At 41.2% G+C, this 22,330-nt stretch carries 21 protein-coding genes and 1 pseudogene; 11 read left to right on the top strand and 11 right to left on the bottom strand.

All coding sequences use genetic code 11. The annotated features are described in order from the left end of the window. Nucleotides 1-25: 25 nt before the first annotated feature. From fucA to A3GE_RS10910, 5 genes are all read right to left on the bottom strand, one after another. Nucleotides 26-673 (bottom strand): L-fuculose-phosphate aldolase, encoded by a 648-nt coding sequence (gene fucA, locus A3GE_RS0101345; protein WP_018355484.1) that lies wholly within the window; start codon nucleotides 671-673, stop codon nucleotides 26-28. A 19-nt stretch (nucleotides 674-692) separates the two neighbouring features. Next, on the bottom strand, nucleotides 693-1,127 hold the full coding sequence (gene fucU, locus A3GE_RS0101350; RefSeq protein ID WP_018355485.1) for an L-fucose mutarotase: 435 nt from the start codon (nucleotides 1,125-1,127) through the stop codon (nucleotides 693-695). Between the two features lie 10 nt (nucleotides 1,128-1,137). Further along, nucleotides 1,138-2,571 carry an L-fuculokinase gene (gene fucK / locus A3GE_RS0101355; RefSeq protein ID WP_018355486.1) on the bottom strand — a complete coding sequence of 478 codons (1,434 nt, stop codon included), beginning with the start codon at nucleotides 2,569-2,571 and terminating at the stop codon, nucleotides 1,138-1,140. 122 nt (nucleotides 2,572-2,693) lie between these two features. Then, nucleotides 2,694-4,463, bottom strand: coding sequence for an L-fucose isomerase (fucI, locus tag A3GE_RS0101360; protein WP_026215341.1), 1,770 nt, complete (start codon nucleotides 4,461-4,463; stop codon nucleotides 2,694-2,696). Nucleotides 4,464-4,700: 237 nt separating this feature from the next. Beyond that, nucleotides 4,701-5,438, bottom strand: coding sequence for a DeoR/GlpR family DNA-binding transcription regulator (locus tag A3GE_RS10910; protein ID WP_033259603.1), 738 nt, complete (start codon nucleotides 5,436-5,438; stop codon nucleotides 4,701-4,703). Nucleotides 5,439-5,561: 123 nt separating this feature from the next. Here A3GE_RS10910 and glmU point away from each other — a divergent pair, with 123 nt between their 5' ends. Next, on the top strand, nucleotides 5,562-6,932 hold the full coding sequence (gene glmU / locus A3GE_RS0101370; protein WP_018355489.1) for a bifunctional UDP-N-acetylglucosamine diphosphorylase/glucosamine-1-phosphate N-acetyltransferase GlmU: 1,371 nt from the start codon (nucleotides 5,562-5,564) through the stop codon (nucleotides 6,930-6,932). Nucleotides 6,933-6,967: 35 nt separating this feature from the next. Here glmU and accC read toward each other — a convergent pair whose 3' ends face one another. The 5 genes from accC to menB form a co-directional block, all read right to left on the bottom strand. Continuing rightward, nucleotides 6,968-8,314, bottom strand: coding sequence for an acetyl-CoA carboxylase biotin carboxylase subunit (gene accC, locus A3GE_RS0101375; protein ID WP_018355490.1), 1,347 nt, complete (start codon nucleotides 8,312-8,314; stop codon nucleotides 6,968-6,970). 60 nt (nucleotides 8,315-8,374) lie between these two features. Then, the gene (gene accB, locus A3GE_RS0101380) at nucleotides 8,375-8,836 is read right to left on the bottom strand and encodes an acetyl-CoA carboxylase biotin carboxyl carrier protein (protein WP_018355491.1); all 462 of its coding nucleotides are present in this window, start codon (nucleotides 8,834-8,836) and stop codon (nucleotides 8,375-8,377) included. A 247-nt stretch (nucleotides 8,837-9,083) separates the two neighbouring features. Continuing rightward, complete coding sequence (gene aroQ / locus A3GE_RS0101385; RefSeq protein ID WP_018355492.1) at nucleotides 9,084-9,536, bottom strand: type II 3-dehydroquinate dehydratase; 453 nt, start codon at nucleotides 9,534-9,536, stop codon at nucleotides 9,084-9,086. A gap of 57 nt (nucleotides 9,537-9,593) precedes the next feature. Further along, entirely contained in the window at nucleotides 9,594-10,586 is a 993-nt protein-coding gene (menC, locus tag A3GE_RS0101390; protein WP_018355493.1) for an o-succinylbenzoate synthase, read from the bottom strand. 54 nt (nucleotides 10,587-10,640) lie between these two features. Further along, nucleotides 10,641-11,498: a 1,4-dihydroxy-2-naphthoyl-CoA synthase gene (menB, locus tag A3GE_RS0101395; RefSeq protein ID WP_018355494.1), complete on the bottom strand. Its 858-nt coding sequence runs from the start codon at nucleotides 11,496-11,498 to the stop codon at nucleotides 10,641-10,643. 145 nt (nucleotides 11,499-11,643) lie between these two features. On the opposite strand from menB, the gene A3GE_RS0101400 reads away from it, so the two are divergent. From A3GE_RS0101400 to yczE, 4 genes are all read left to right on the top strand, one after another. Continuing rightward, nucleotides 11,644-12,210, top strand: a complete 567-nt coding sequence (locus A3GE_RS0101400) for a DUF5358 domain-containing protein (RefSeq protein ID WP_018355495.1) — start codon at nucleotides 11,644-11,646, stop codon at nucleotides 12,208-12,210. Nucleotides 12,211-12,388: 178 nt separating this feature from the next. Next, entirely contained in the window at nucleotides 12,389-14,047 is a 1,659-nt protein-coding gene (locus A3GE_RS0101405) for a phospho-sugar mutase (protein ID WP_018355496.1), read from the top strand. A gap of 69 nt (nucleotides 14,048-14,116) precedes the next feature. Further along, a complete protein-coding gene (locus A3GE_RS0101410) occupies nucleotides 14,117-14,446 on the top strand; it encodes a DMT family transporter (protein ID WP_018355497.1) in 330 nt (109 codons plus the stop codon). Nucleotides 14,447-14,571: 125 nt separating this feature from the next. Beyond that, nucleotides 14,572-15,234 carry a membrane protein YczE gene (yczE, locus tag A3GE_RS0101415; RefSeq protein WP_018355498.1) on the top strand — a complete coding sequence of 221 codons (663 nt, stop codon included), beginning with the start codon at nucleotides 14,572-14,574 and terminating at the stop codon, nucleotides 15,232-15,234. 100 nt (nucleotides 15,235-15,334) lie between these two features. Here yczE and A3GE_RS0101420 read toward each other — a convergent pair whose 3' ends face one another. Beyond that, on the bottom strand, nucleotides 15,335-16,375 hold the full coding sequence (locus A3GE_RS0101420; protein WP_018355499.1) for a TrmH family RNA methyltransferase: 1,041 nt from the start codon (nucleotides 16,373-16,375) through the stop codon (nucleotides 15,335-15,337). Between the two features lie 149 nt (nucleotides 16,376-16,524). On the opposite strand from A3GE_RS0101420, the gene pssA reads away from it, so the two are divergent. The 6 genes and pseudogenes from pssA to A3GE_RS0101445 form a co-directional block, all read left to right on the top strand. After that, nucleotides 16,525-17,892, top strand: a complete 1,368-nt coding sequence (pssA, locus tag A3GE_RS0101425) for a CDP-diacylglycerol--serine O-phosphatidyltransferase (protein WP_018355500.1) — start codon at nucleotides 16,525-16,527, stop codon at nucleotides 17,890-17,892. A gap of 91 nt (nucleotides 17,893-17,983) precedes the next feature. Beyond that, complete coding sequence (gene queA / locus A3GE_RS0101430) at nucleotides 17,984-19,075, top strand: tRNA preQ1(34) S-adenosylmethionine ribosyltransferase-isomerase QueA (RefSeq protein WP_018355501.1); 1,092 nt, start codon at nucleotides 17,984-17,986, stop codon at nucleotides 19,073-19,075. Between the two features lie 175 nt (nucleotides 19,076-19,250). Then, nucleotides 19,251-20,414, top strand: coding sequence for a tRNA guanosine(34) transglycosylase Tgt (tgt, locus tag A3GE_RS0101435; RefSeq protein WP_018355502.1), 1,164 nt, complete (start codon nucleotides 19,251-19,253; stop codon nucleotides 20,412-20,414). A 63-nt stretch (nucleotides 20,415-20,477) separates the two neighbouring features. Next, a pseudogene (locus tag A3GE_RS12500) lies at nucleotides 20,478-20,558 on the top strand (hemerythrin domain-containing protein); the annotation flags it as partial. A gap of 266 nt (nucleotides 20,559-20,824) precedes the next feature. Next, a complete protein-coding gene (locus tag A3GE_RS0101440) occupies nucleotides 20,825-21,832 on the top strand; it encodes a YeiH family protein (protein WP_018355503.1) in 1,008 nt (335 codons plus the stop codon). 223 nt (nucleotides 21,833-22,055) lie between these two features. After that, on the top strand, nucleotides 22,056-22,330 hold a 275-nt coding region (locus A3GE_RS0101445; protein ID WP_026215342.1), incomplete at its 3' end, for a contractile injection system protein, VgrG/Pvc8 family.

Consider the following 22,330-nt stretch of genomic DNA (forward strand, 5'->3'; position numbering starts at 1 on the left):
TAGTAGAGAGAAACACAAAGAATCACTATTCTTCAATACGTAATCCATAAGTATGGAACTTGCCTAATACCACCTGCATTTGCTCACGACTCAAAAGCGGAATATCCAAACCCGTTGCAAGCAATTTCAAATACCAAGAAGCCAACACCTCCACTTCTTGTGCAAGCCACAACGCTTTATCAAGGTTTTCACCACAGGCAATTAAACCATGGTGAGCCAGCAAAATTGCCTTACTTTTTTTGATTCCCTCCGACACATAAGAGGCAAGTTCATAGGTTCCAAATGTTGCGTAAGGTACGCAGGGAATATGATCAGTTCCTCCCACTGCCACCATATAGTGAATAGCCGGAATTGATTTTTCGAGAATGGACAAACCGGCACAGTGAAGAGAATGATTATGCACAACCGCATTAGCCTCCGCACGTGCCTGATAGACCGCTAAATGAAATTGCCATTCACTGGAAGGCAGCTTTCCGTCTTCGTGTTTGCCATTGTTATCCACATAAACGATATTTTCCGGCGTGATTAAATGATATGGCATACCAGTGGGTGTAATCAGCATACCTTCTTTATAGCGTACGCTTACATTTCCCGCAGTCCCTTGGTTTAAACCTAATCGGGTCATTTCAAGGCAGGTATCGATAATTTTTTGTGAAAGTGCTTTTCTATTCATTTTTAAGACCTCTAACTTGTTATAAAACAGGGGTAACCCCTTTTTTGATAATAATGTTGCCGTATTTTGCAGTTTCGCCAGTCATAACAACGGCATAAGCATGTTTTGTACGCTCATAAAAATCAAAGCGATCGATACGTGTGAGATTTGGCACAAAATCGACCGCACTTTGAATTGCCTCTAAATAGCGTTTTTCTACATCAGGATCCAACGTATCGCCTTGCACAGCCTGCATCATGACGAGTGGTGCCGCGACATAAGCGTCAAATTCAAATAATGGCGCGATACCTTTTAATAAGGTTGCAATAGAAATCCCATCGGCACGCACGACATTATGATGAAGTGAGTGAGCAGGAAAATGAGCATCGGCAAGTACAAGTTCATCACCATGTCCCATTTCGGCTAGAATTTTGAGTAACTCAGGGGAAATTGCCGGATGAATACCTTTTAACATTAAATTGCTCCTATTCGTTTGCAAAATTAAACTGAGGATAAATACGTTTGCGTTGCGGTTGCATGATTTTCTGTGCCGTTTCTGCGTTGTCATAAACGCCAACACCAACAAAAGTAAACATCGCTGCGCCTAATACTGTCGTTTCTGCCACATCGACCACCTCAATAGGTAAACCTAAAACATCGGCGCGAATTTGATTCCATAACGGATTTTTTGATCCACCCCCAACGCAGATCAAACTTTCCGCTTTAAAATGACTAACCTGTTGTAGCACCGCCAAACCTTGCTTAAGCTGCTTTGCCATGTAATAAAGTGCCGCACGATAGATTTCACTACGAGAAGTAAACATGGAAAGCCCGACAAGATGCCCTTGTCCGATTTGACTAAAAACGCCTTGGAAATCGACCGCACTTTTGATACTCCTTTCCCCTACTTCCATCGCTTCTGCAATCATTGTCGAATAATATTTGTTTGTGCCATATACATCCGCGAACAACAGTTTTCCAAGCCATTCCATAATGCCGGAGCCAACCCATTGCACCGCCGGATTAAAGCAATTAGGTTGAACATCAAATTCCGTCGTTAGCCCTTGTGAAATAAAATCAAATTGTGGCTGCGCATATTGCGTACGAGCCATTAAAATTTCCCAAGTACCGGAACTCAACACCGGTTGATTTAATCCCGCACCGGAACCAAACATGGCAAATTGCGTGTCGTGTCCGCAAGCAATCACCGGAATACAATTTAATCCCCAACGCATAGCAAGTGCGGTCGTAAGATCACCCACTTTTTCACCGGCACGACGCATTGGCGGAAAATGATTTGACGTTAGCCCAAGCAGCCGCAAAACACCTTCATCCCAATCACCGGTGGCGAGATTTGTCATCATTGATGTTCCCGCCATTGTGTGATCGGTGGTCCATTCTCCTGTTAAACGCTGGGTTAGCATGGAAGAAATGAACACAAACTTATCCATTTTTTGGAAAACTTCCGGTTCATGTTCTTTCAACCAAAGCAGTTTGAATAAGGTATTAAAGCTGTATTGTCCAATACCGTTACGTTGATAAAGTGCTTTTACATCCAACAAATTATCCAGTTTCTCCATCACTGAAAGTGTGCGTGGGCATTTCCAAGAAATAATCGGATAAAGCTGCTGCCCATACCGATCAAAGGGCGCGCCATCTACACCAAACGTAGTAACAGAAATACCAACAATATCTTTTAAATCAATATTTTGCCTTCTCAACTTGTCGATAGTTTGATCAGCACAATCGGATAATTTTTGCCAGATTTCTTCAAAATTCCAAATATGATAATCAGCGAATTTGATATCAGGTTGGGTATTATTCGCAATATGGCAGGCTGCCAAAATCTCGCCTTTATTACTCATCGCAATAGTGCGTAAATTGGTCGCACCGCAATCAAAAATCAGTACGATAGGCATACAAGCCCTCCCTAGAATTTAGAAAAAAGTGCGGTTGAAAAATAAATGGATTTTTTGACCGCACTTCACTATGGGTTTTGATGGAATGGCGGTACTCGCTGAAAAGCACGTGCCGATTGCCATTATTTATAAAGTGGTCCAAAGTTTTGACAGGCGCGATAATCCTGACCTTCTTTATCTTGACCAAACCCATTCCAGGCACTTGGGCGAAATATATTGCGTTCTTCAACGTTGTGCATACAAACTGGGATACGTAATATTGAGGCAAGTGTGATGAGATCCGAACCTATGTGCCCATAAGTGGTTACACAGTGGTTGGCGCCCCAGTTTGCCATTACAGAATAGACATCGGTAAATGCCCCCTTGCCCGTTAAACGAAGAACAAACCAAGTCGTCGGCCAAGTCTCATTGGTGCGTTTATTGAGGATATTATGTACTCGTTCCGGTAAATCAATTGACCAACCTTCGGCAATTTGCAATACCGGCCCTAAGCCTTTGATAAGGTTAATACGATGCATCGTGAAGGGCATACCACCTTTAGTTAAAAATTGGGAAGATAAACCGCCGCCACGGAAATATTCATGTACAGCAGGACACCAACGGGTATTCTCCAAACAACGTTTTCCGTCTTCTTCTGTCACATCCCAAGCCGGTTTAATGGTTGGTTTACCATTTTCATCTCGGTGCTGACCTGTGCCGTCAAGTGCAGCAGAACCGGAATTAATTAAATGAATAAAGCCACTTTCTGGTTTCCAACCGGTCACACGTTCAACAGATTCCGGACTCCAATAAGTACGCACATCAGCAAAAACTTGAGCCTGACCGGTCAATTGGTGTCCGAACAACATACATACGGCATTCAAACTGTCATTTTCAGTAGCAAGAATATATGGTGGACGAACCCCATTCCAATCATAGGTAGAATTAAGCATGGCTTCCATAAAATCACCATTTGGCAAATGGTCCGTCCAATGACGCTGACCTTGGAATCCAGCTGCAATAGCATTATGGCCTAGGGCTTCTTCCGCAAAATTCAACTTTGCTAATTTGGGATTCCCTACCATCAAATCGCGAGTAATGATGGTCATTTTCACTACATTTTCCCAAAGTTCGGCTCGTTCCTCCGGTGTACGTTGATTTTCCTGGCTGTTTACATCAATTCCTTCTTTGCAATATTGTTTTACCCAAGAAAGTGCCAACTCCACTTCTTCTTGATCGTAAATTTTGCGATCTAAACGGCGTTTGATTTCAGTCATATCCACATATTCGTTACGCATACCAAGATATTCTTGGAAAAATTGTTGGTTCACAATCGAACCGGCGATTCCCATAGAAACAGAGCCGATGGATAAGTAGGATTTTCCACGAAGAGTGGCAACGGTAAGACCGGCACGGGCAAAACGTAACAATTTTTCTTTTACATCCGCCGGAATGTCGGTGTCATTCGCTTCTTGAACTTCTGTGCCATAAATTGAGAACGCCGGTAAACCTAATTGAGAATGACCTGCGAGCGCCGCAGCAAGATAAACCGCACCTGGGCGTTCAGTGCCGTTAAAGCCCCAAATCGCTTTCGGCATATGTGGATCCATATCGATAGTTTCAGAACCGTAACACCAACAAGGTGTGACAGTAATAGTTAATCCCACGTTTTCACGTTTGAATTTATCGGCACAAGCCGAAGCCTCAGCAACACCACCAATACAAGTATCGGCAATCACACATTCGACAAAAGCACCGTCCGTATAGCGGATATGGGTTTGCAATAAATCGACAACAGATTTCGCCATACGCATGGTTTGCTCTTCTAATGATTCACGTACACCCATACGACGACCGTCAATGGTTGGACGAATACCGATTTTAATACGATTGGTTTGAGTGGAAGATGTCATCATAGTCTGTCTCCTATCATTTTTTATTCATATTGAAACCTCGGATAAGCGGTTTATCTGCTTAACTTGAAATTATTTTTGAATAAAAAAACGAAAGAAGACAGAAGGAAAATGAAGTTGATTTCAAATTTGTGAAAGGGATCACAATAATCGGGCATTTTCTAAGGAAAATAATGCCCATTTTTTACTTATATTCTTAACAAACGGTAAATTCGGTCATTATTTGCTATAAAACGGTCAAAACATCATTTTTTCACAATATACTTGGAAGGTCTCCGATAAATCGGAATCACTAAAAATAGTATTAATTTTGCTCAATTCAGTTAATTGAATCAGACCTTTTTTCTCAAACTTAGAATGATCCGCCAAAAGATAAGCATGTTCCGATGCTTCCATCATTTTACGCTTTAAAGAGGCATTTAATTCGTTGGATTCCCAAATATTCCCTTGATTATCAATCCCGGAACAAGAAAAAATAGAAAAGTTAATATGAAGACGTTGTAATAAATATTCTGATAATGGCCCGTAAAAGGCTTCATATTTTGATGAATAAACCCCACCGGTCACAATGGTTTTGATATTGGGCTTATTAACCAATGCGTTGATATTAAACATAGAATTGGTCACAACAGTGCAAGGAATATCCGGCATTAAATGAGCAAAATACCAACTCGTGGAACTCGCATCCAAGCCAATCACCGCATTCTCATAGAGTAATTCAAGAGCATTCTTAGCAATATAGCGTTTTTCCGCTGCGTTAATATATCGCCGAGCCTGAAAAAAGGAACCAAGATCCGTCGTTTTATTACTTATCGCTCCACCATGTGTACGATAAAGCAATCCTTGTTTCTCAAGTCGATTAAGGTCACGTCTAATGGTTTCAACAGATATTTCGCACTTTTCAGCCAGTTCAACCACACTCGCTTTTCCTTGCTGATTAATCCATTGCAAAATCATGTCATCTCTACTACGCATCTTCACCCCAAATCGCTCAAAAATTGTCTCATTATAGAATTTTTTAAGAAAAGATAAACAGCTTATCATCTTTTCCTTTCTAAGCTAAAATACTGACAATTTTTGATGATAAGAGAAATTTTTATGATAAATAAAACAATAAGTGCGGTCATTTTGGCGGCAGGAAAAGGCACACGTATGTATTCCGATTTGCCAAAGGTGTTACATACCGTGGCGGGTAAGCCGATGGTCAAACACGTGATTGATACGGCAAATTCATTAGGAGCGGAAAATGTGCATTTAATTTACGGACATGGGAGTGAATTAATGCGTGAACGTCTTGCTAATGAAAAGGTGAATTGGGTATTACAAACCGAGCAACTCGGCACTGCACATGCGGTTCAACAGGCAGCACCTTTTTTTAAAGATAATGAGGATATTGTGGTGCTTTACGGCGATGCGCCACTGATTACAAAAGAAACCTTGGAAAAACTCATTGCCGCAAAACCTGAAAACGGCATTGCGTTATTAACTGTACAATTAGACAATCCAATGGGTTATGGTCGTATTATTCGTGAAAATGGTCAGGTGGCAGCTATTGTTGAACAAAAAGACGCCAATGCAGAACAATTAAAAATTCAAGAAGTGAATACCGGTGTAATGGTTTCCGATGGAGCGAGTTTCAAAAAATGGCTCGCGCGCGTAGGCAATAATAATGCTCAGGGCGAATATTATTTAACGGATTTAATTGCCCTTGCAAACCAAGATGGTTGCCAAGTTGTTGCCGTTCAGGCAACGGATATGATGGAAGTGGAAGGGGCAAATAATCGCCTGCAGTTAAGCGCACTTGAACGTTACTATCAACGTAAACAGGCGGAACGTTTACTGTTAGAAGGCGTGATGTTGGCAGATCCTGAACGGTTTGATTTACGCGGCACCCTTGAGCACGGTAAAGACGTGGAGATTGATACCAATGTGATTATTGAAGGTGAAGTGCGGTTAGGAAATCGGGTGAAAATCGGTACGGGCTGCGTATTAAAAAATGTGGTGATTGGCGATGATGTGGAAGTGAAACCTTACTCCGTTTTAGACGATGCCACCATTGGAGAAAAAGCGGCAATTGGTCCGTTTTCCCGTTTACGTCCAGGGGCAGAGCTTGCTGCCGAAACCCATGTCGGCAACTTTGTGGAAATCAAAAAATCCATTGTCGGTAAAGGGTCAAAAGTGAATCATTTAACCTATGTGGGTGACAGTGAAATCGGTGCAAATTGTAATATTGGTGCTGGCGTGATTACCTGTAATTATGACGGCGCCAATAAATTTAAAACCATTATCGGTGATAATGTCTTCGTGGGGTCCGATACTCAATTAGTCGCACCAATAACCGTTGAAGACGGTGCAACCATCGGTGCAGGTTCAACCATCACTCGTAATGTTGGTAAAGATGAATTGGTAATAACCCGAGTACCGCAACGCCATATTCAAAACTGGCAACGCCCGGTGAAAAAGAAATAAACAAAAGGCTCACTTTCGTGAGCCATTTTTTTTAATTAATCATGTAACCCTAATTTTTTCTCAAGGTAATGAATATTTGTTCCACCTTTTTGGAAATTTTCATCTTCCAAAATCATCTCATGTAATGGAATATTGGTTTTAATACCGTCAATGATGGTTTCAGCCAAGGCATTCTGCATACGGCGGATCGCTACCTCTCGGGTATCGCCATAAGTAATGAGTTTTGCAATCATTGAATCATAATGAGGAGGTACTGTATAACCGCCATACACATGGGAATCCCAACGCACGCCAAAACCGCCCGGTGAGTGTAAGTGATTCACTTTCCCCGGTGATGGTAAGAACGACTTAGGATCCTCCGCATTAATACGACACTCGATCGCATGGCCTTTCACTTTAATATCTTCTTGTTTGAAAGAAATCGGTAAACCTGCGGCGATACGTAACTGCTCCTTCACTAAATCCACACCTGTAATCATTTCCGTCACCGGATGTTCTACTTGGATACGGGTATTCATTTCGATGAAATAAAATTCACCATTTTCATATAAAAACTCGAATGTACCTGCACCACGATAACCGATTTCCACACAGGCATTTGCACAACGAGAACCGATATCACGGCGAAGTTCTTCACTAATTCCCGGAGCCGGCGCTTCTTCCACCACTTTTTGATGACGACGTTGCATAGAACAATCACGTTCCGCCAAATACACAGCATTACCGTGAGTATCCGCCAATACTTGAATTTCCACGTGACGTGGATTTTCTAAGTATTTTTCCATATAAACCATGTCATTATTGAACGCGGCTTTCGCCTCTGCTTTTGTCATCGCGATAGATTCTTCTAATGCTTCCTCGCTACGAACTACACGCATCCCGCGACCGCCACCACCACCGGAAGCTTTAATAATAATTGGATAACCAATACGTTTAGCAATTTCTTTATTTTTGGCAATATCGTTTCCAACCGGACCATCAGAACCCGGCACACAAGGAACACCGGCTTTTTTCATTGCCTTAATCGCCGAAACCTTATCCCCCATTAAACGAATCACATCCGCTGTCGGTCCAATAAAAGTGAAACCCGAACGCTCTACTTGCTCGGCAAAATCCGCATTTTCAGATAAAAAACCATATCCCGGATGAATCGCATCAGCTCCCGTCACTTCAGCCGCAGCAATAATCGCAGGAATATTCAAATAGCTTTTTGCTGAAGGCGCAGGACCGATACAAACCGTTTCATCTGCCAATAACACATGTTTTAAATCACGATCTGCTGTGGAGTGTACCGCAACGGTTTTAATGCCTAATTCTTTACACGCGCGCAAAATACGTAACGCAATTTCACCACGGTTGGCAATCACAACTTTTTCTAACATAAGAAATTCCATTTGTTAAAAAATGGCGAGCAAGCCCGCCATTTTGGATAATTGATAGGATTATTCGATAACGATCAGCGGTTGATCAAACTCAACCGGTTCGCCATCATTGACTAGGATTGCTTTCACCACGCCGGCTTTGTCCGCTTCAATACGATTCATCATTTTCATTGCCTCAACGATACAAAGCGTATCACCTACTTTAACTGATTGTCCTACATCAACAAATGCTTTAGCTTCCGGACTTGGGCTGCGGTAAAACGTTCCTACCATAGGAGAACGAACCTGATGACCAACAACCTCCTCAGGAACTACCGATGTAGCAGTTGGTGCTGGGGCATTGGTTGGGGCTGGCATAGCTGTCGGCGCAGCAACCGGTGCGGCATATTGCACCGCTGCCGGTACAACTGCGGGTGCAGCACGACTAATGCGAACCGTTCCCTCTTCTTCTTGCACTTCTAATTCAGTGATACCTGATTCTTCCACTAATTCGATCAGCTTTTTAATTTTACGAATGTCCATACGTTTTTCCTAAAATGATGAAATTTTTAACCGCACTTTCATTATAGTGCACAGTATTATGTGGCAAATGCACAAGAACAGAAATCCCTACAAGTGAACCCAAAACTTTATACAAAACTGCTACATAATACCAACAACACACAAAAAGTGCGGTCAGTTATAAACCGATTTTTAATCGGGCAAAGATTACCCTAAATTGATCTAAATTGCGATAAAATTCTGTGAATTTCGCTAAAAATACTGCATTTTATTGCTTTCTTGCTAAAAAATCCAAGGCAAATAAAAAGGCAAATTCATAACCTTTGGCACCTAATCCGCAAATTACCCCTTCCGACACATCACTAAAATAAGAATGGTGACGAAACGGTTCTCGTTTATGTACATTAGACAAATGAATTTCGACAAAAGGGATGGATACTGACAACAACGCATCACGTAATGCCACACTGGTGTGTGTATAGGCTGCCGGATTGATTAAAATAAAATCCACTCTTTGAAAACTTTGATGAATTTTTTCAATCAGTTTCTCCTCGCTATTGGCTTGAAAACAGTCAAGTTCAACATTGTGCTGCTCCGCCAGTGCCTTCAGGTTAGATTCAATGGCTGCAAGGGATAAACTGCCATAATGTTTGGGTTCACGTGCGCCTAACATATTTAGGTTTGGGCCATTTAGCAGCAAAACTTGGGATTTTTTTAACATCTTCTCTTCCTTTTGGGATTGTGCATTATACGGATTTTTTGATAAACGGTGGTCGAATCAGATAATCTTTGTAATCAATTCAGACTCTAAATCAATAAGCGGCAATGTTGATCCTTTCCATGAACGCAATACTTGATAGTCCATTAAATCCAGCGTATCTAACCCCGGTGTCACATTCGGCGTATATTGTTGCGCCATTCTCGCCAGCTGGGTTAAACCAAGGCTACTTTCAATACTGGAACTAATCACCGCTTTTAACCCTAATACGTGGGCTTGGTCAATCAATTCAATACAACGCTCAAGGGAACCGATTAATGTGGGTTTAATCACAATTGCCGCCAAGTGCCGTTCTTTTTTAAGCTGAAAATCGGGTTCTCTCAGTGATTCATCCCAAGCAATCGCAATCCCTGTTTGAGCTGCAAATTCAAGACTTAATTCAGGCGTTTTACAAGGCTCTTCCAAAAATTGAATTTGAGAGCGATGTGCCGGTTTTATTTTTGCCGCAAACTGCAAGGCTTTTTCAAAAGACCAACGGCGATTTGCATCAAGGCGTAATTGTAGATCAGGGATCGCCTCTAAAAACATATCCGCAATCAATCCGTCTCGGTTGGCTTCATACATTCCCACTTTGATTTTCGCCACCTTCTCACCGGAAAGATGGGCTAATTCCTCATAAAGTTCATCGGGATCGCCATAACACAAGGGAGCGGTATGGTAATTTCCTTCAGCATTCAGTTTACCTTTTAATTCTGCCAGTGCACAGCTCAAACCAAACGCCACGGAAGGATAAAGCCCGTCAAGTGATACTTCTTCATCGCGGTTACGGGCAGCATCCCAATCAGCAAGCCATTGTATTACTTGGCTTTCCGCCATTTCTAAGGATTCTTCGCTAAACCCCGGCAATGGCGCAATTTCTCCCCAGCCTTCATTATTCTGACATTGGATACGCACGAGCAAACCCTCACGGCGTTTTAAAAACCGATCTCGCAAAATCAGTTGGCTATCAACGGGAATGGAATAACGATAAAGATTATACTGTCGAATTGTCATAAATTTTGCTTACAAAAAGTGCGGTTGAAATTAACCGCACTTTTGATTGGATAATTAAGGATTACGTCTGAATTTACTGAAGTCCGGCGCACGTTTTTCATTAAACGCATTGCGACCTTCTTGACCTTCTTCTGTCATATAGAACAACATAGTGGCATTCCCCGCCAATTCTTGGAGACCGGCTTGACCGTCACAGTCTGCATTTAATGCGGCTTTCAAACAACGCAATGCAATCGGGCTGTTACGCAGCATTTCCCGACACCAGCGTACGGTTTCTTTTTCAAGATCAGCGTAAGGTACCACGGTGTTCACTAAGCCCATATCTAAGGCTTCTTGTGCATTATATTGACGGCATAAGAACCAAATCTCACGGGCTTTCTTTTGACCAACCAAACGAGCCATATAGCTTGCGCCCCAGCCACCGTCAAAAGATCCCACTTTAGGCCCTGTTTGACCAAAAATAGCGTTATCCGCCGCGATGGTTAAATCACATAACATATGCAATACATGACCGCCACCAATGGCATAACCTGCCACCATTGCTACTACTGGTTTCGGGCAAGTACGAATATCCCGTTGAAAATCCAACACATTTAAATGATGTACGCCACTTTCATCTTTGTAGCCGCCATAATCCCCACGAATTTTTTGATCCCCCCCGGCGCAGAACGCTTTTTCGCCCTCACCTGTTAATACAATGACACCGATTTTTTCATCAAAACGCGCATTAGAAAAGGCATGGATCATTTCTTTAACAGTTTGCGGGCGGAATGCGTTACGCACTTCCGGACGGTTAATGGTGATTTTTGCGATACCGTCAGTGGATTTATGATAGCGAATATCGGTATAGCCCTCGCTATGATCGACCCATTCAACGGGCGCATAAAGCACATCATCTTTTGGATTTTGCATAAATATTCCTTTTAATTAACGAAAAGTGCGGTCATTATAGCGGAAGTTTTTCTAATCGGGAAAATGAAAATTTATTTCAGCCTTTATCTATTTTGTGCTTATTGTTAAAATTTCATTCATATCAACCAATCTCTCGAAACCAAATATGAAACTTATTTTTACACTCGGCATAACGCTATTACTCAGTGCTTGTAACCTTTTTGACTCATCACAATCGCCTATTCCGGCTGAATTTGCAGGCGCGGATTATCAACTTTCAGATAAAAATGCGAAACAGTGGGCGATTACCAGTAAACAAGCGGAGCAATGTATTTACCCTAATCTCACACGCATTCAGCAACAACATTTTGCCAAAGAAGATAGCTATATCCACTCTCAATATGTTTTTTTCTATCCGCTGGAAAATATTATTGGCGAAGATTATGTGAAGATCATTCAAAATGATGAAAAATCAATGAATTACGCTACTTATCAATTCAAAAAATTCCGTACCGCAATAGGGAGTGTGGAATCACTAAATAATCAATACTGTCAGATTTTACGCACCCAAGCACGTGATGATTTAGATGTAGTGAAAGGTCAATATAAAAACGGTATGGTCGATAATTCAAAGAATGAAGACGGTACATCTAAGAATACTGATGGTGTCGCCACCAATCAAAATAAATTCTTTTTTGATATCATAAAATGGGGTTCGGCACTACTACTGTGAGCTTCATCAAACGAATCTAGGCATCATTCAAGATAAAAATCAAATATCGTTTTTAAGTAAACGATTATACGAATAAAAAATGTTAAACAGATCAAACTTTCGGTAAATAACCCTTTGAGGTTTAATTGTTTTCCGATAGTCTATCCAAAATATTTTTTCAACTTAAGAAGGTGAAATTATGGCAACTCTCTTTGATGTAGCACAAAATTGGTTAAACCAAGATCCTGATGCAGAAACTCGCGCAGAATTGACCGCACTTTTAGAATCAGCAAAAGCAGGCGATACAAAAGCAGAAGCAGAATTACAGACTCGTTTTGACGGTCGTTTGCAATTTGGTACTGCCGGTTTACGTGGTCCTTTACAAGCCGGCTCAATGGGGATGAACCGAGTTTTAGTGGCACAAGCCGCCGGCGGTTTAGCAGATTTCTTAAAAGACTATGACAAACAACCTTCCATTGTGATTGGCTATGACGGGCGTAAAAATTCAGATGTATTTGCGCGCGATACCGCTGAAATCATGGCAGGTGCGGGAGTGAAGGCCTATTTGTTGCCACGCAAATTACCGACACCGGTATTGGCCTACGCCATTCAATATTTCGATACGACCGCCGGAGTGATGGTTACCGCAAGCCACAACCCACCGGAAGATAACGGTTATAAAGTGTACTTAGGAAAAGCGAACGGAGGGGGGCAAATCGTTTCACCCGCCGATCAGGAAATTGCCGCATTAATTGACAAAGTAGCGACAGGTAGTATTCAAGATTTACCACGCAGCAATGATTATGTTGTGTTAAATGATGAAGTGGTGGATGCTTATATTGCCAAAACCGCCTCTCTTGCTAAAGAGCCACAATGCGACATCAACTATGTTTATACCGCAATGCACGGCGTGGGTTATGAAGTATTAAGCAAAACCTTAGCCAAAGCCGGTTTACCACAACCGCATATCGTCGCCGAACAAGTATGGCCGGACGGTACTTTCCCAACAGTTAATTTCCCAAACCCTGAAGAAAAAGGCGCATTGGATCTTGCAATCAAAGTGGCGAAAGAAAATAACGCCGAATTTATTATCGCAAACGACCCTGATGCCGACCGTTTAGCCGTTGCCGTACCGGATGTGGAAGGCAACTGGAAGCCGTTACACGGCAATGTGGTGGGTTGTTTCTTAGGTTGGTATTTAGCCAAACAATACCATGCACAAAACAAACAAGGGGTATTGGCTTGCTCTTTAGTCTCCTCCCCTGCACTTGCCGAAATCGCAAAAAAATACGGTTTCCAATCGGAAGAAACCTTAACAGGTTTCAAATATATCGGTAAAGTTCAAGGCTTACTGTTTGGTTTTGAAGAAGCACTCGGTTACTTGGTGGATCCGGATAAAGTCCGTGATAAAGACGGTATCTCAGCGGCAATTATGTTCTTAGATCTTGTCCGCAACTTGAAAAAACAAGGTAAGACCTTAGCGGATTATGCCGATGAATTTACTAAAGAATTTGGTGCTTATGTAAGCGGACAAATCTCTATTCGTGTCAGCGATCTTTCCGAAATCGGCAAATTAATGACCGCACTTCGTAATACCCCACCAAGCATCATCGGTGGTGTGAACGTGGCACAATTTATTGACCACACGAAAACCGATCGTCAAAGCGATATTCTCGTATTTGTATTGGAAAACGGTTCACGTTTAATTGCCCGCCCTTCAGGTACGGAGCCGAAAATTAAGTTCTATTTAGACGCACGTGGTACGGATCCGAAAAATGCCGAACAAGTGCTTGCTGACTTTGATGAAGGCGTACGCAACATTCTTCGTCAAGATGCTTATGGTAAACAGGATTGCTAATTTATAAACATTAACCTGATGAAAGGAGACGCGTGCTTGCGTCTCTTTTTATTTGAATGAGGAATTATTATGAACCCTTGGATTTTACTTGCCGTTTCTATTTGCTTAGAAATTGCCGCAACAAATTTATTAAAAGCGAGTGATGGTTTTACTAAACTGCTCCCAACCCTCGGCTCACTCACGCTCTACGCTATTTCTTTTTATTTTGTTTCAATTATTTTTCGATCTTTACCTGTTGGTTTGGTGTATGCCATTTGGTCCGGGGTAGGAATTGTCCTCACCGCAGTCGTTGCCTATTTTATTTTTGGACAAAAAATTGATACCGCAGGAATGATCGGTATTGGGCTAATTATTGCCGGTGTACTGGTGATTAATCTCTTCTCAGCCGCATCTCACTAAAAAAGAGCGGGAAAAATTGATCTGCCACCAAATTAGAATTCAGCTATACAATATGATATTAAAGTGTTTGCCTTTCACTGATTCCCCTTTATGATAGTCCGTATCTAACTAACTATAGGTAATTTATGAAAAAAGCACGATCAATTCCTTATACAAACTGGGCGGCGAGTTCATTATGGTCTATACAAGGAAAAGCAATCTATGTTTTGTTATTTGCATTGGCAATATTAGGAATTGGTGATGGGTTAATTGTATTATCCAATTTCGGTTCGACTCCTTGGACAGTGCTTTCTCAAGGAGTAGCATTACAGAGTGAAATTAGTATCGGTTGGTCATCATTCTTGATTAGCTGCGTTGTGATGCTTGCATGGTTACCCCTGAAACTCCGCTTTGGACTTGGCACAATTTTAAATATTATTGTGATTGCTTTTTTCTTAGACGTTACCACAAAAATTCTGTCAGAGCCGACCGCACTTTCTTCACGTATTGCTTTTGGAATAATCGGTCTTTTCCTATATGGATTAGGCACGGCATTATATCTCACTTGTCATTTGGGAGCCGGCCCTCGTGACGGGCTAATGGTGGGGCTTTGCCAACGTTTCCATTTGAAAGTAGGAGTTGTCCGTACCATCATCGAAATATCGGTTTGCCTGTTAGGTTTTTTTCTTGGAGGAATAGTCGGTATCGGCACACTTATTTTTGCCAGCGGAATCGGCTGGGTTGTGCAAGTTTGCCTAGAATTAATTGCTCGTGTCTCACCTCCATTAAATGAAAAACATAAGTTTTAGCCAAAATCTAACACAATGATCAGGTATTTTTTCAAAAATCAAAGGCTGAGAACTCAGCCTTAAAATAATGAGAAAAACAACCGCACTTTAGTTTAGTTTTTCACTTCGAAAAATACCATTTTGCTAGCAAAATACCGCTATTTACCGCAATATTTAAGCCGTTTTTTAATGGATTACTCAAAGATAGACGAACATTTACATCCTGTTTTTCGTACAAATCCAATGTATCGGCTTCACTGAATAAAAACGCGACCTTTTTATTGAGTTGAAGTGAATTGAGGGCAATTCCCTCTTTGCCTTGTGCAATATGCACAACTTGATACCCTCTTTGACGGAGTTGTTGTAATGCCGATTCAATCTCTAAACATTCTAATAAGCGAATGTACTCCGCACCGCCTTCCGCTACACGCATAGCTGCCGCAGAATACAATTTATCGGCATTATTGGTTACCACATTCTTCACGCCGTAAAAGGCACAAGTACGCAATACACCGCCAATATTTTGTGCATTATTGACACTGTCTAACAACACTAAACAATCTTCCTCACGGGGAATATCCAAATAGCCTTGCAAAGTAAACGGGCGCTGTCTTTTCACCAACATACAAATACCGCCGTGATGTTCCGTGCCGCTCACAAGGGATAATTCGTCATTATCCACCACATGATACACTTTTTTATTTGTCGCCAAATAACTAAATATCTCACCGATTTTATGCGACATCTGCACCGTTGCCCAAACACGAATAATACTTTCAGGACGTTTCTCAAATAACGCCAAACAGGCATTTTCACCATAGACTTTCATTTCTTCCGCACGATTTTTTTTAATTTTTTCCGGAGCGCGCGGTGAAAGTGCACCGGTTTTCTTTTCTTTCGGTTTATACGCTACACCCGTACTTTTCACGACCACTTTTACACTGCCTTGCACTCCGCCACTTTTATTTAAAGAAAGTTCAGCAATCTGCGGCTCATGAACTTCTTGCTGAAAACGGCGTTGCTTTTTTCTTTCATCATTTTTTTTATCAAAGTGCGGTCGATTTTCACGGTGTTTTTTGGAATGTTGTTGCCCATCAAAGGAACGTTCTTGAAAAGATTTATTCGTGTTGGTTTGAAAAGTCGGTTTGCGAGAATTGTTCATAAGGAGATACTCAAGAAAAAATTTGGATAATAATTCGTCAATAAATGTCAAATTTTGTGAGCATTATAACGAAAAAAAACCTTTTTTCTATCAATCCATCAATGAAATATTGTAAACTAGCCCATTCCTAGAGAATGCAGAGACAAATTATGTTAATCAATAAATTAAAACGAACAGAACAAAATCTCAAAAATCTGCCTTTTTTGCCTTTAGAGAAAGCACAAGTGGAATTTTTGTTCAGTCCGACTGAATTCAAAACTCAGATTATTGAATTAATTAGAAATGCGAAAAAACGTATTTATGTAACCGCACTTTACTGGCAAAAAGATGAAGCGGGACAAGAAATTCTTGATGAAATTTACCGAATAAAACAAGAACAGCCTGACTTAGATATTAAAATCCTTGTGGATTGGCATCGTGGTCAGCGCAATTTACTGGGAGCAGAAAAATCTGCGACCAATGCCGATTGGTATTCGGAACAGCGTCAAACCTACCAACTTCCAGAAGATCCGAATATGTTTTTCGGTGTGCCTATTAATACACGTGAAGTGTTCGGTGTTTTGCATATCAAGGGATTTATTTTCGATGATACGGTACTTTATAGTGGCGCGAGTATCAACAACGTGTATTTACAACAAGACGACAAATACCGCTATGACCGCTATCAAAAAATCACGAATGCAGAATTAGCCAATTCAATGGTAAATTTTATTAATGATTATTTATTGGACTTGAATGCCGTTCATCCCCTTGATCTGACAAACCGCCCCCGCACAAAAGAAATTCGCGCAGCCATTCGTGCCTATCGTAAAAATTTAGCCAATCACGCGGAATATAGCTTGGAAAGTGCGGTTGGTTTTTCCGATATTTTAAGTGTTTCTCCATTATTTGGTTTAGGGGCGTCAGGTAATGAATTAAATCAAATCATTGAAGATTTATTTTTACAAGTTCAAGAAAATTTGGTGGTTTGTACTCCTTATTTTAATTTTCCCCGTACCTTGCAAAACAAAATTACCACGCTCTTGGAAGCAGGGAAGAAGATTGAAATTATCGTAGGTGACAAAGTAGCAAACGATTTTTATATTCCACCGGAACAACCTTTCAAAATGGCGGGCGCATTACCTTATTTATACGAAAGCAATCTCCGTCATTTCTGTGAAAAATTCCAACAAGACATTGAACAGGGCCGATTAACCATTCGCTTATGGAAAGACGGCGATAACACTTACCACTTAAAAGGTGTGTGGGTGGATAAGGATTATATTTTGCTGACCGGTAATAACTTAAATCCGCGAGCTTGGCGTTTAGATGCGGAAAATGGATTATTGATTCACGATCCGAAGCAGGAATTACGCGATCAAGTTGAAAAAGAATTAAATCATATTCGTCAGCATACCACCGTATTGAGTCATTATTCCGAGTTGGAAGAACTGTATCAATACCCTGAGCCGGTTCAAAAATTACTGAAAAAATTTGCCCGAATTAAAGCGGACAAATTAGTAAAAATGATTCTTTAGTAGGAAAAGGGGAAATGGCGAACATTTCCCCTTGAGCTTCCTAATCATACTAGCTAGACTACCCCATTCTTTTTATCAGCCAAATATAATTATGCTTGTTTCAGATTTCCATTTTGATTTACCCGATGAACTTATCGCCCGTTATCCAAAAGAAGATCGTTCTTCTTGTCGTCTTCTGACACTAAATGGCGAAAACGGTGAAATTTCTCACCGCACTTTCACAGATGTATTAGACCTCATTGATGAAGGTGATTTGTTGATTTTTAATAATACCCGAGTGATTCCGGCCCGAATGTTCGGACGCAAAGCCAGTGGTGGAAAAATTGAAGTACTGGTTGAACGTATGCTGGATGATCATCGTTTTCTCGCCCATATCCGCTCCTCAAAAGCACCGAAGGAAGGGGCTGAATTATTTCTAGGGGAAGATAAACTGGGTGAAAATCAGGGCATTCAGGCGGTGATGACAGCACGCCACGACACACTTTTTGAAGTGGAATTAAAGGATAAATCCACCGCATTTTTAACGGTGCTACAACAAATCGGGCATATGCCGTTGCCACCTTATATTGATCGCCCGGATGAGGAGGCAGATCAAGAATGTTATCAAACGGTTTACAGCAAAGTGCCGGGGGCAGTGGCAGCACCAACAGCCGGTTTGCATTTTGATGATGAACTACTGGCAAAACTTCGAGCCAAAGGAGTAAATTTTGAATTTGTTACGCTCCATGTGGGGGCAGGCACATTCCAACCGGTTCGAGTGGAAAATATTGAAGATCACATTATGCACGCCGAATATGTGGAGCTTTCACAAGAAGTGTGTAATGCGATTATTGAAACCAAAAAAGCAGGAAAACGCGTGATTGCGGTAGGAACCACTTCCGTACGTTCCATTGAAACTGCCGCGTTGTCTTCGGAGGAAAACAGTAATCCGGATTTGATCGAACCTTATTTTTCCGACACCTCAATTTTCATTTATCCGGGTAAAAAATTCCGTGTAGTGGATGCCTTAATCACCAATTTCCATTTACCGGAAAGTACCCTAATTATGCTGGTTTCCGCCTTTGCCGGTTTCAGCCGTACAATGAATGCCTACAAAAGTGCGGTCGAAAATCGCTATCGCTTTTTTAGTTATGGCGATGCGATGTTCATCACAAAAAATCCGAACGTGAAGGGATTGGAATAAGTCGTTTGACTTAAAGAAAGGCAACGCCTACAATAAAAAACACGGGGTGAGAACTTTAGTATATCCGCCTTTGCTCAAAGAGCATTGAAAAAACCATAGCATAAAGCCTGTAAATTCAAACAGGCTTTTTTATTGATAATAATCTTCGAACTGTTTATTCGTTGAGGAAACAAAAATGAAGTATGAATTAGACAAAACGAGCGGCAATGCACGCCGTGGGCGGTTAGTCTTTGAACGCCCACAAGGTACATTTAAAGTGGAAACGCCTGCATTTATGCCGGTGGGTACTTACGGTACCGTGAAAGGAATGACTCCGGAAGAAGTCCGTGCAACGGGAGCTGACATTTTGCTCGGCAATACCTTCCATTTGTGGTTGCGTCCGGGGCAAGAAGTGATGCGTAAACACGGTGATTTGCATGATTTTATGCAATGGCATCGCCCAATCTTGACGGATAGCGGCGGTTTCCAAGTATTTAGCCTTGGAAAATTACGCAAAATCACCGAAGAAGGCGTAAAATTCCAAAATCCGATTAACGGCGAGCGTATCTTCCTTTCTCCGGAAAAATCCATGGAAATTCAATACGATCTCGGTTCGGATATCGTGATGATTTTCGATGAATGCACGCCTTATCCAGCAACCTTTGACTATGCAAAGAAATCCATGGAAATGTCCCTTCGTTGGGCAAAACGTAGTCGTGATCGCTTTGATGAGCTCAACAATAAAAATGCGCTTTTCGGGATTATTCAAGGGGGCGTATTTGAAGAATTGCGCAAAATTTCCTTGGAAGGCTTAGTCAATATCGGCTTTGACGGTTATGCTGTGGGTGGTTTAGCCGTGGGCGAACCGAAAGAAGATATGCACCGTATTTTGGAATACATTTGTCCGCAAATTCCGGCGGATAAACCACGTTATTTAATGGGCGTAGGGAAACCGGAAGATTTAGTTGAAGGCGTTCGCCGTGGCATCGATATGTTCGATTGTGTAATGCCAACACGCAATGCCCGTAACGGTCATTTATTCGTCACGGACGGCATTGTGAAAATTCGTAATGCCAAATACCGTGATGACACCAGCCCGCTCGATCCTCATTGTGATTGTTACACCTGTAAGAATTACACAAAAGCCTATTTATATCATTTAGATAAATGCGGTGAGATTTTAGGTGCACGATTAAATACTATCCATAATTTACGTTATTACCAACGCCTTATGGCGGAAATTCGTCAAGCCATTGAAGATGATCGCTTTGATGATTTTGTGGTAGAGTTCTATGCGAGAATAGGCAAGCCTGTGCCACCGCTACAACTTGATACTACGCCATCATCATTATCTGAATAAAGCACAAAAAGTGCGGTCATTTTTGACCGCACTTTTCACACTAAGAGAAGAAAAATTATGTAAATTCTTGAACCCCAGCAATTCGCCAGTTGCAATGTCCCCATTGAAATGCTTTATGCCTGCCATAGCAAAGTAAAAGGCTTTGTCATCAACAGTCTTACAAACAACACTTGTCGGAAACGGAATTGAACGCTATGGATCGTATTATGTCGAAGCGCCCCCCTTGAGTTATAGATTATCAACTTGATACGCGAGATTATCGCAGCCCTTTGCCGCTTTCGATTATCGGATTACCACATTCAATTCTGTGATTTATTTCTTTCAATCTCTCTTAATTAAATAACACCTATCGACCAAAATCACTATAATTAGTTTCTGTAGTAGGATTTTAGTTTAAAGAGGGAATAATGATGAAAAATTTAAACGTGATTTGGGGTTTACTTCTGGTATTAGTGATCACGACAATCGCCGTTTTAATTGGAAATAATGCGTTAGTAGAAAGGCTGAATATCAGCGCATTAACATTGGCGATTGTCATTGGTATTCTATGCGGCAATACGTTCTATCATAAAATCGAAAATTTTACGCATTCCGGCGTGACTTTTGCGAAAGGAAAATTGTTGCGTCTTGGCATTATTTTGTATGGTTTTAGAATTACCCTACAAGATATCGGGCAAGTGGGCGTAAATGCCATATTGGCTGATGCCATTATGTTGATATTGACGTTTTTGATCACCTGCTGGATAGGCATTAAGATCTTAAAAGTTGATAAACAAATCGTTTTCCTTACCGGTGCAGGATGCAGTATTTGCGGGGCAGCGGCGATCATTGCGAGTGAACCGGTGGTAAAAGCCCCCTCTTATAAAGTCTCTGTTGCTGTTGCTTTAATCGTTATTTTCGGCACTATTTCCATGTTTTTATATCCTATTCTTTATCCTACTTTGATTGATTTTATTACCCCCCATCAATTTGGTATTTACATCGGTTCTTCCGTACACGAAGTCGCCCAAGTCTATGCGGCAGGGAGTAATATTAATCCCGTTGTCGCTGATATTGCGGTGATTTCAAAAATGATACGGGTGATGATGCTTGCACCTTTTTTACTCGCCTTATCTTATTTTTTACACCAAGATGAAGAACAAAAGCACGCGGTTTCAATTCCTTACTTTGCGCTAATATTTATTCTCGTTGCCGTGTTTAATTCATTTAACTTATTGCCTACCGAATGGGTGAATATATTAGTCCAAATTGATACTATTTTATTAATGGCTGCCATGGCAGGACTGGGTTTAACAACAAATGTAAGTACAGTAAAACAAGCCGGCTTAAAACCGCTTTTATTAGGTGCATTGGTCTTTATATGGCTGGTTGTTGGTGGGTTTGTTATTAACTTACTGCTTTATCACTTATTAGGCTAAGGAAGGAAAATTTTTCTTTCGGAATTGAGAAATTAGAATAAATCCATGATGTAGTGACGATATAAATCAAGGCTGTCATAAACAAATTTCTCTGACACTTGAAAATTTTGCAAAATTTAGTAAAAATCGACTTCAGCCCTTTGGGTCTTTATCATTCAACGATTAACTTACAACAAATTCAGTTATACTAACCGAGTTTGAAACCTCAAATTAAGGAATAACCATGGCAACCCAATCCGACTATCGTTACACCCTCAATGCAGGCGATAAATATCACTTTGATGTGGTGGGTTTTAAATTGACCGAAGGACTTTCCGAACCCTTTAAATTGGAGTTGCAGTTATCAAGTTTTAACCCAAATGTGTCGTTTTCNNCGNTGATTGATACCCCGGTGACCTTCACCTTTTGGCTGGGTGATAAAGCGGTTCGGTATGTCAATGGGATTGTCACGGGCTTCGGTTTGGGGAAAAGCGGTTTTGTGCGCACCTCTTATCAGAT

This window comes from Rodentibacter pneumotropicus DSM 21403 (assembly GCF_000379905.1).
In the GTDB taxonomy this organism is placed as follows: domain Bacteria; phylum Pseudomonadota; class Gammaproteobacteria; order Enterobacterales; family Pasteurellaceae; genus Rodentibacter; species Rodentibacter pneumotropicus.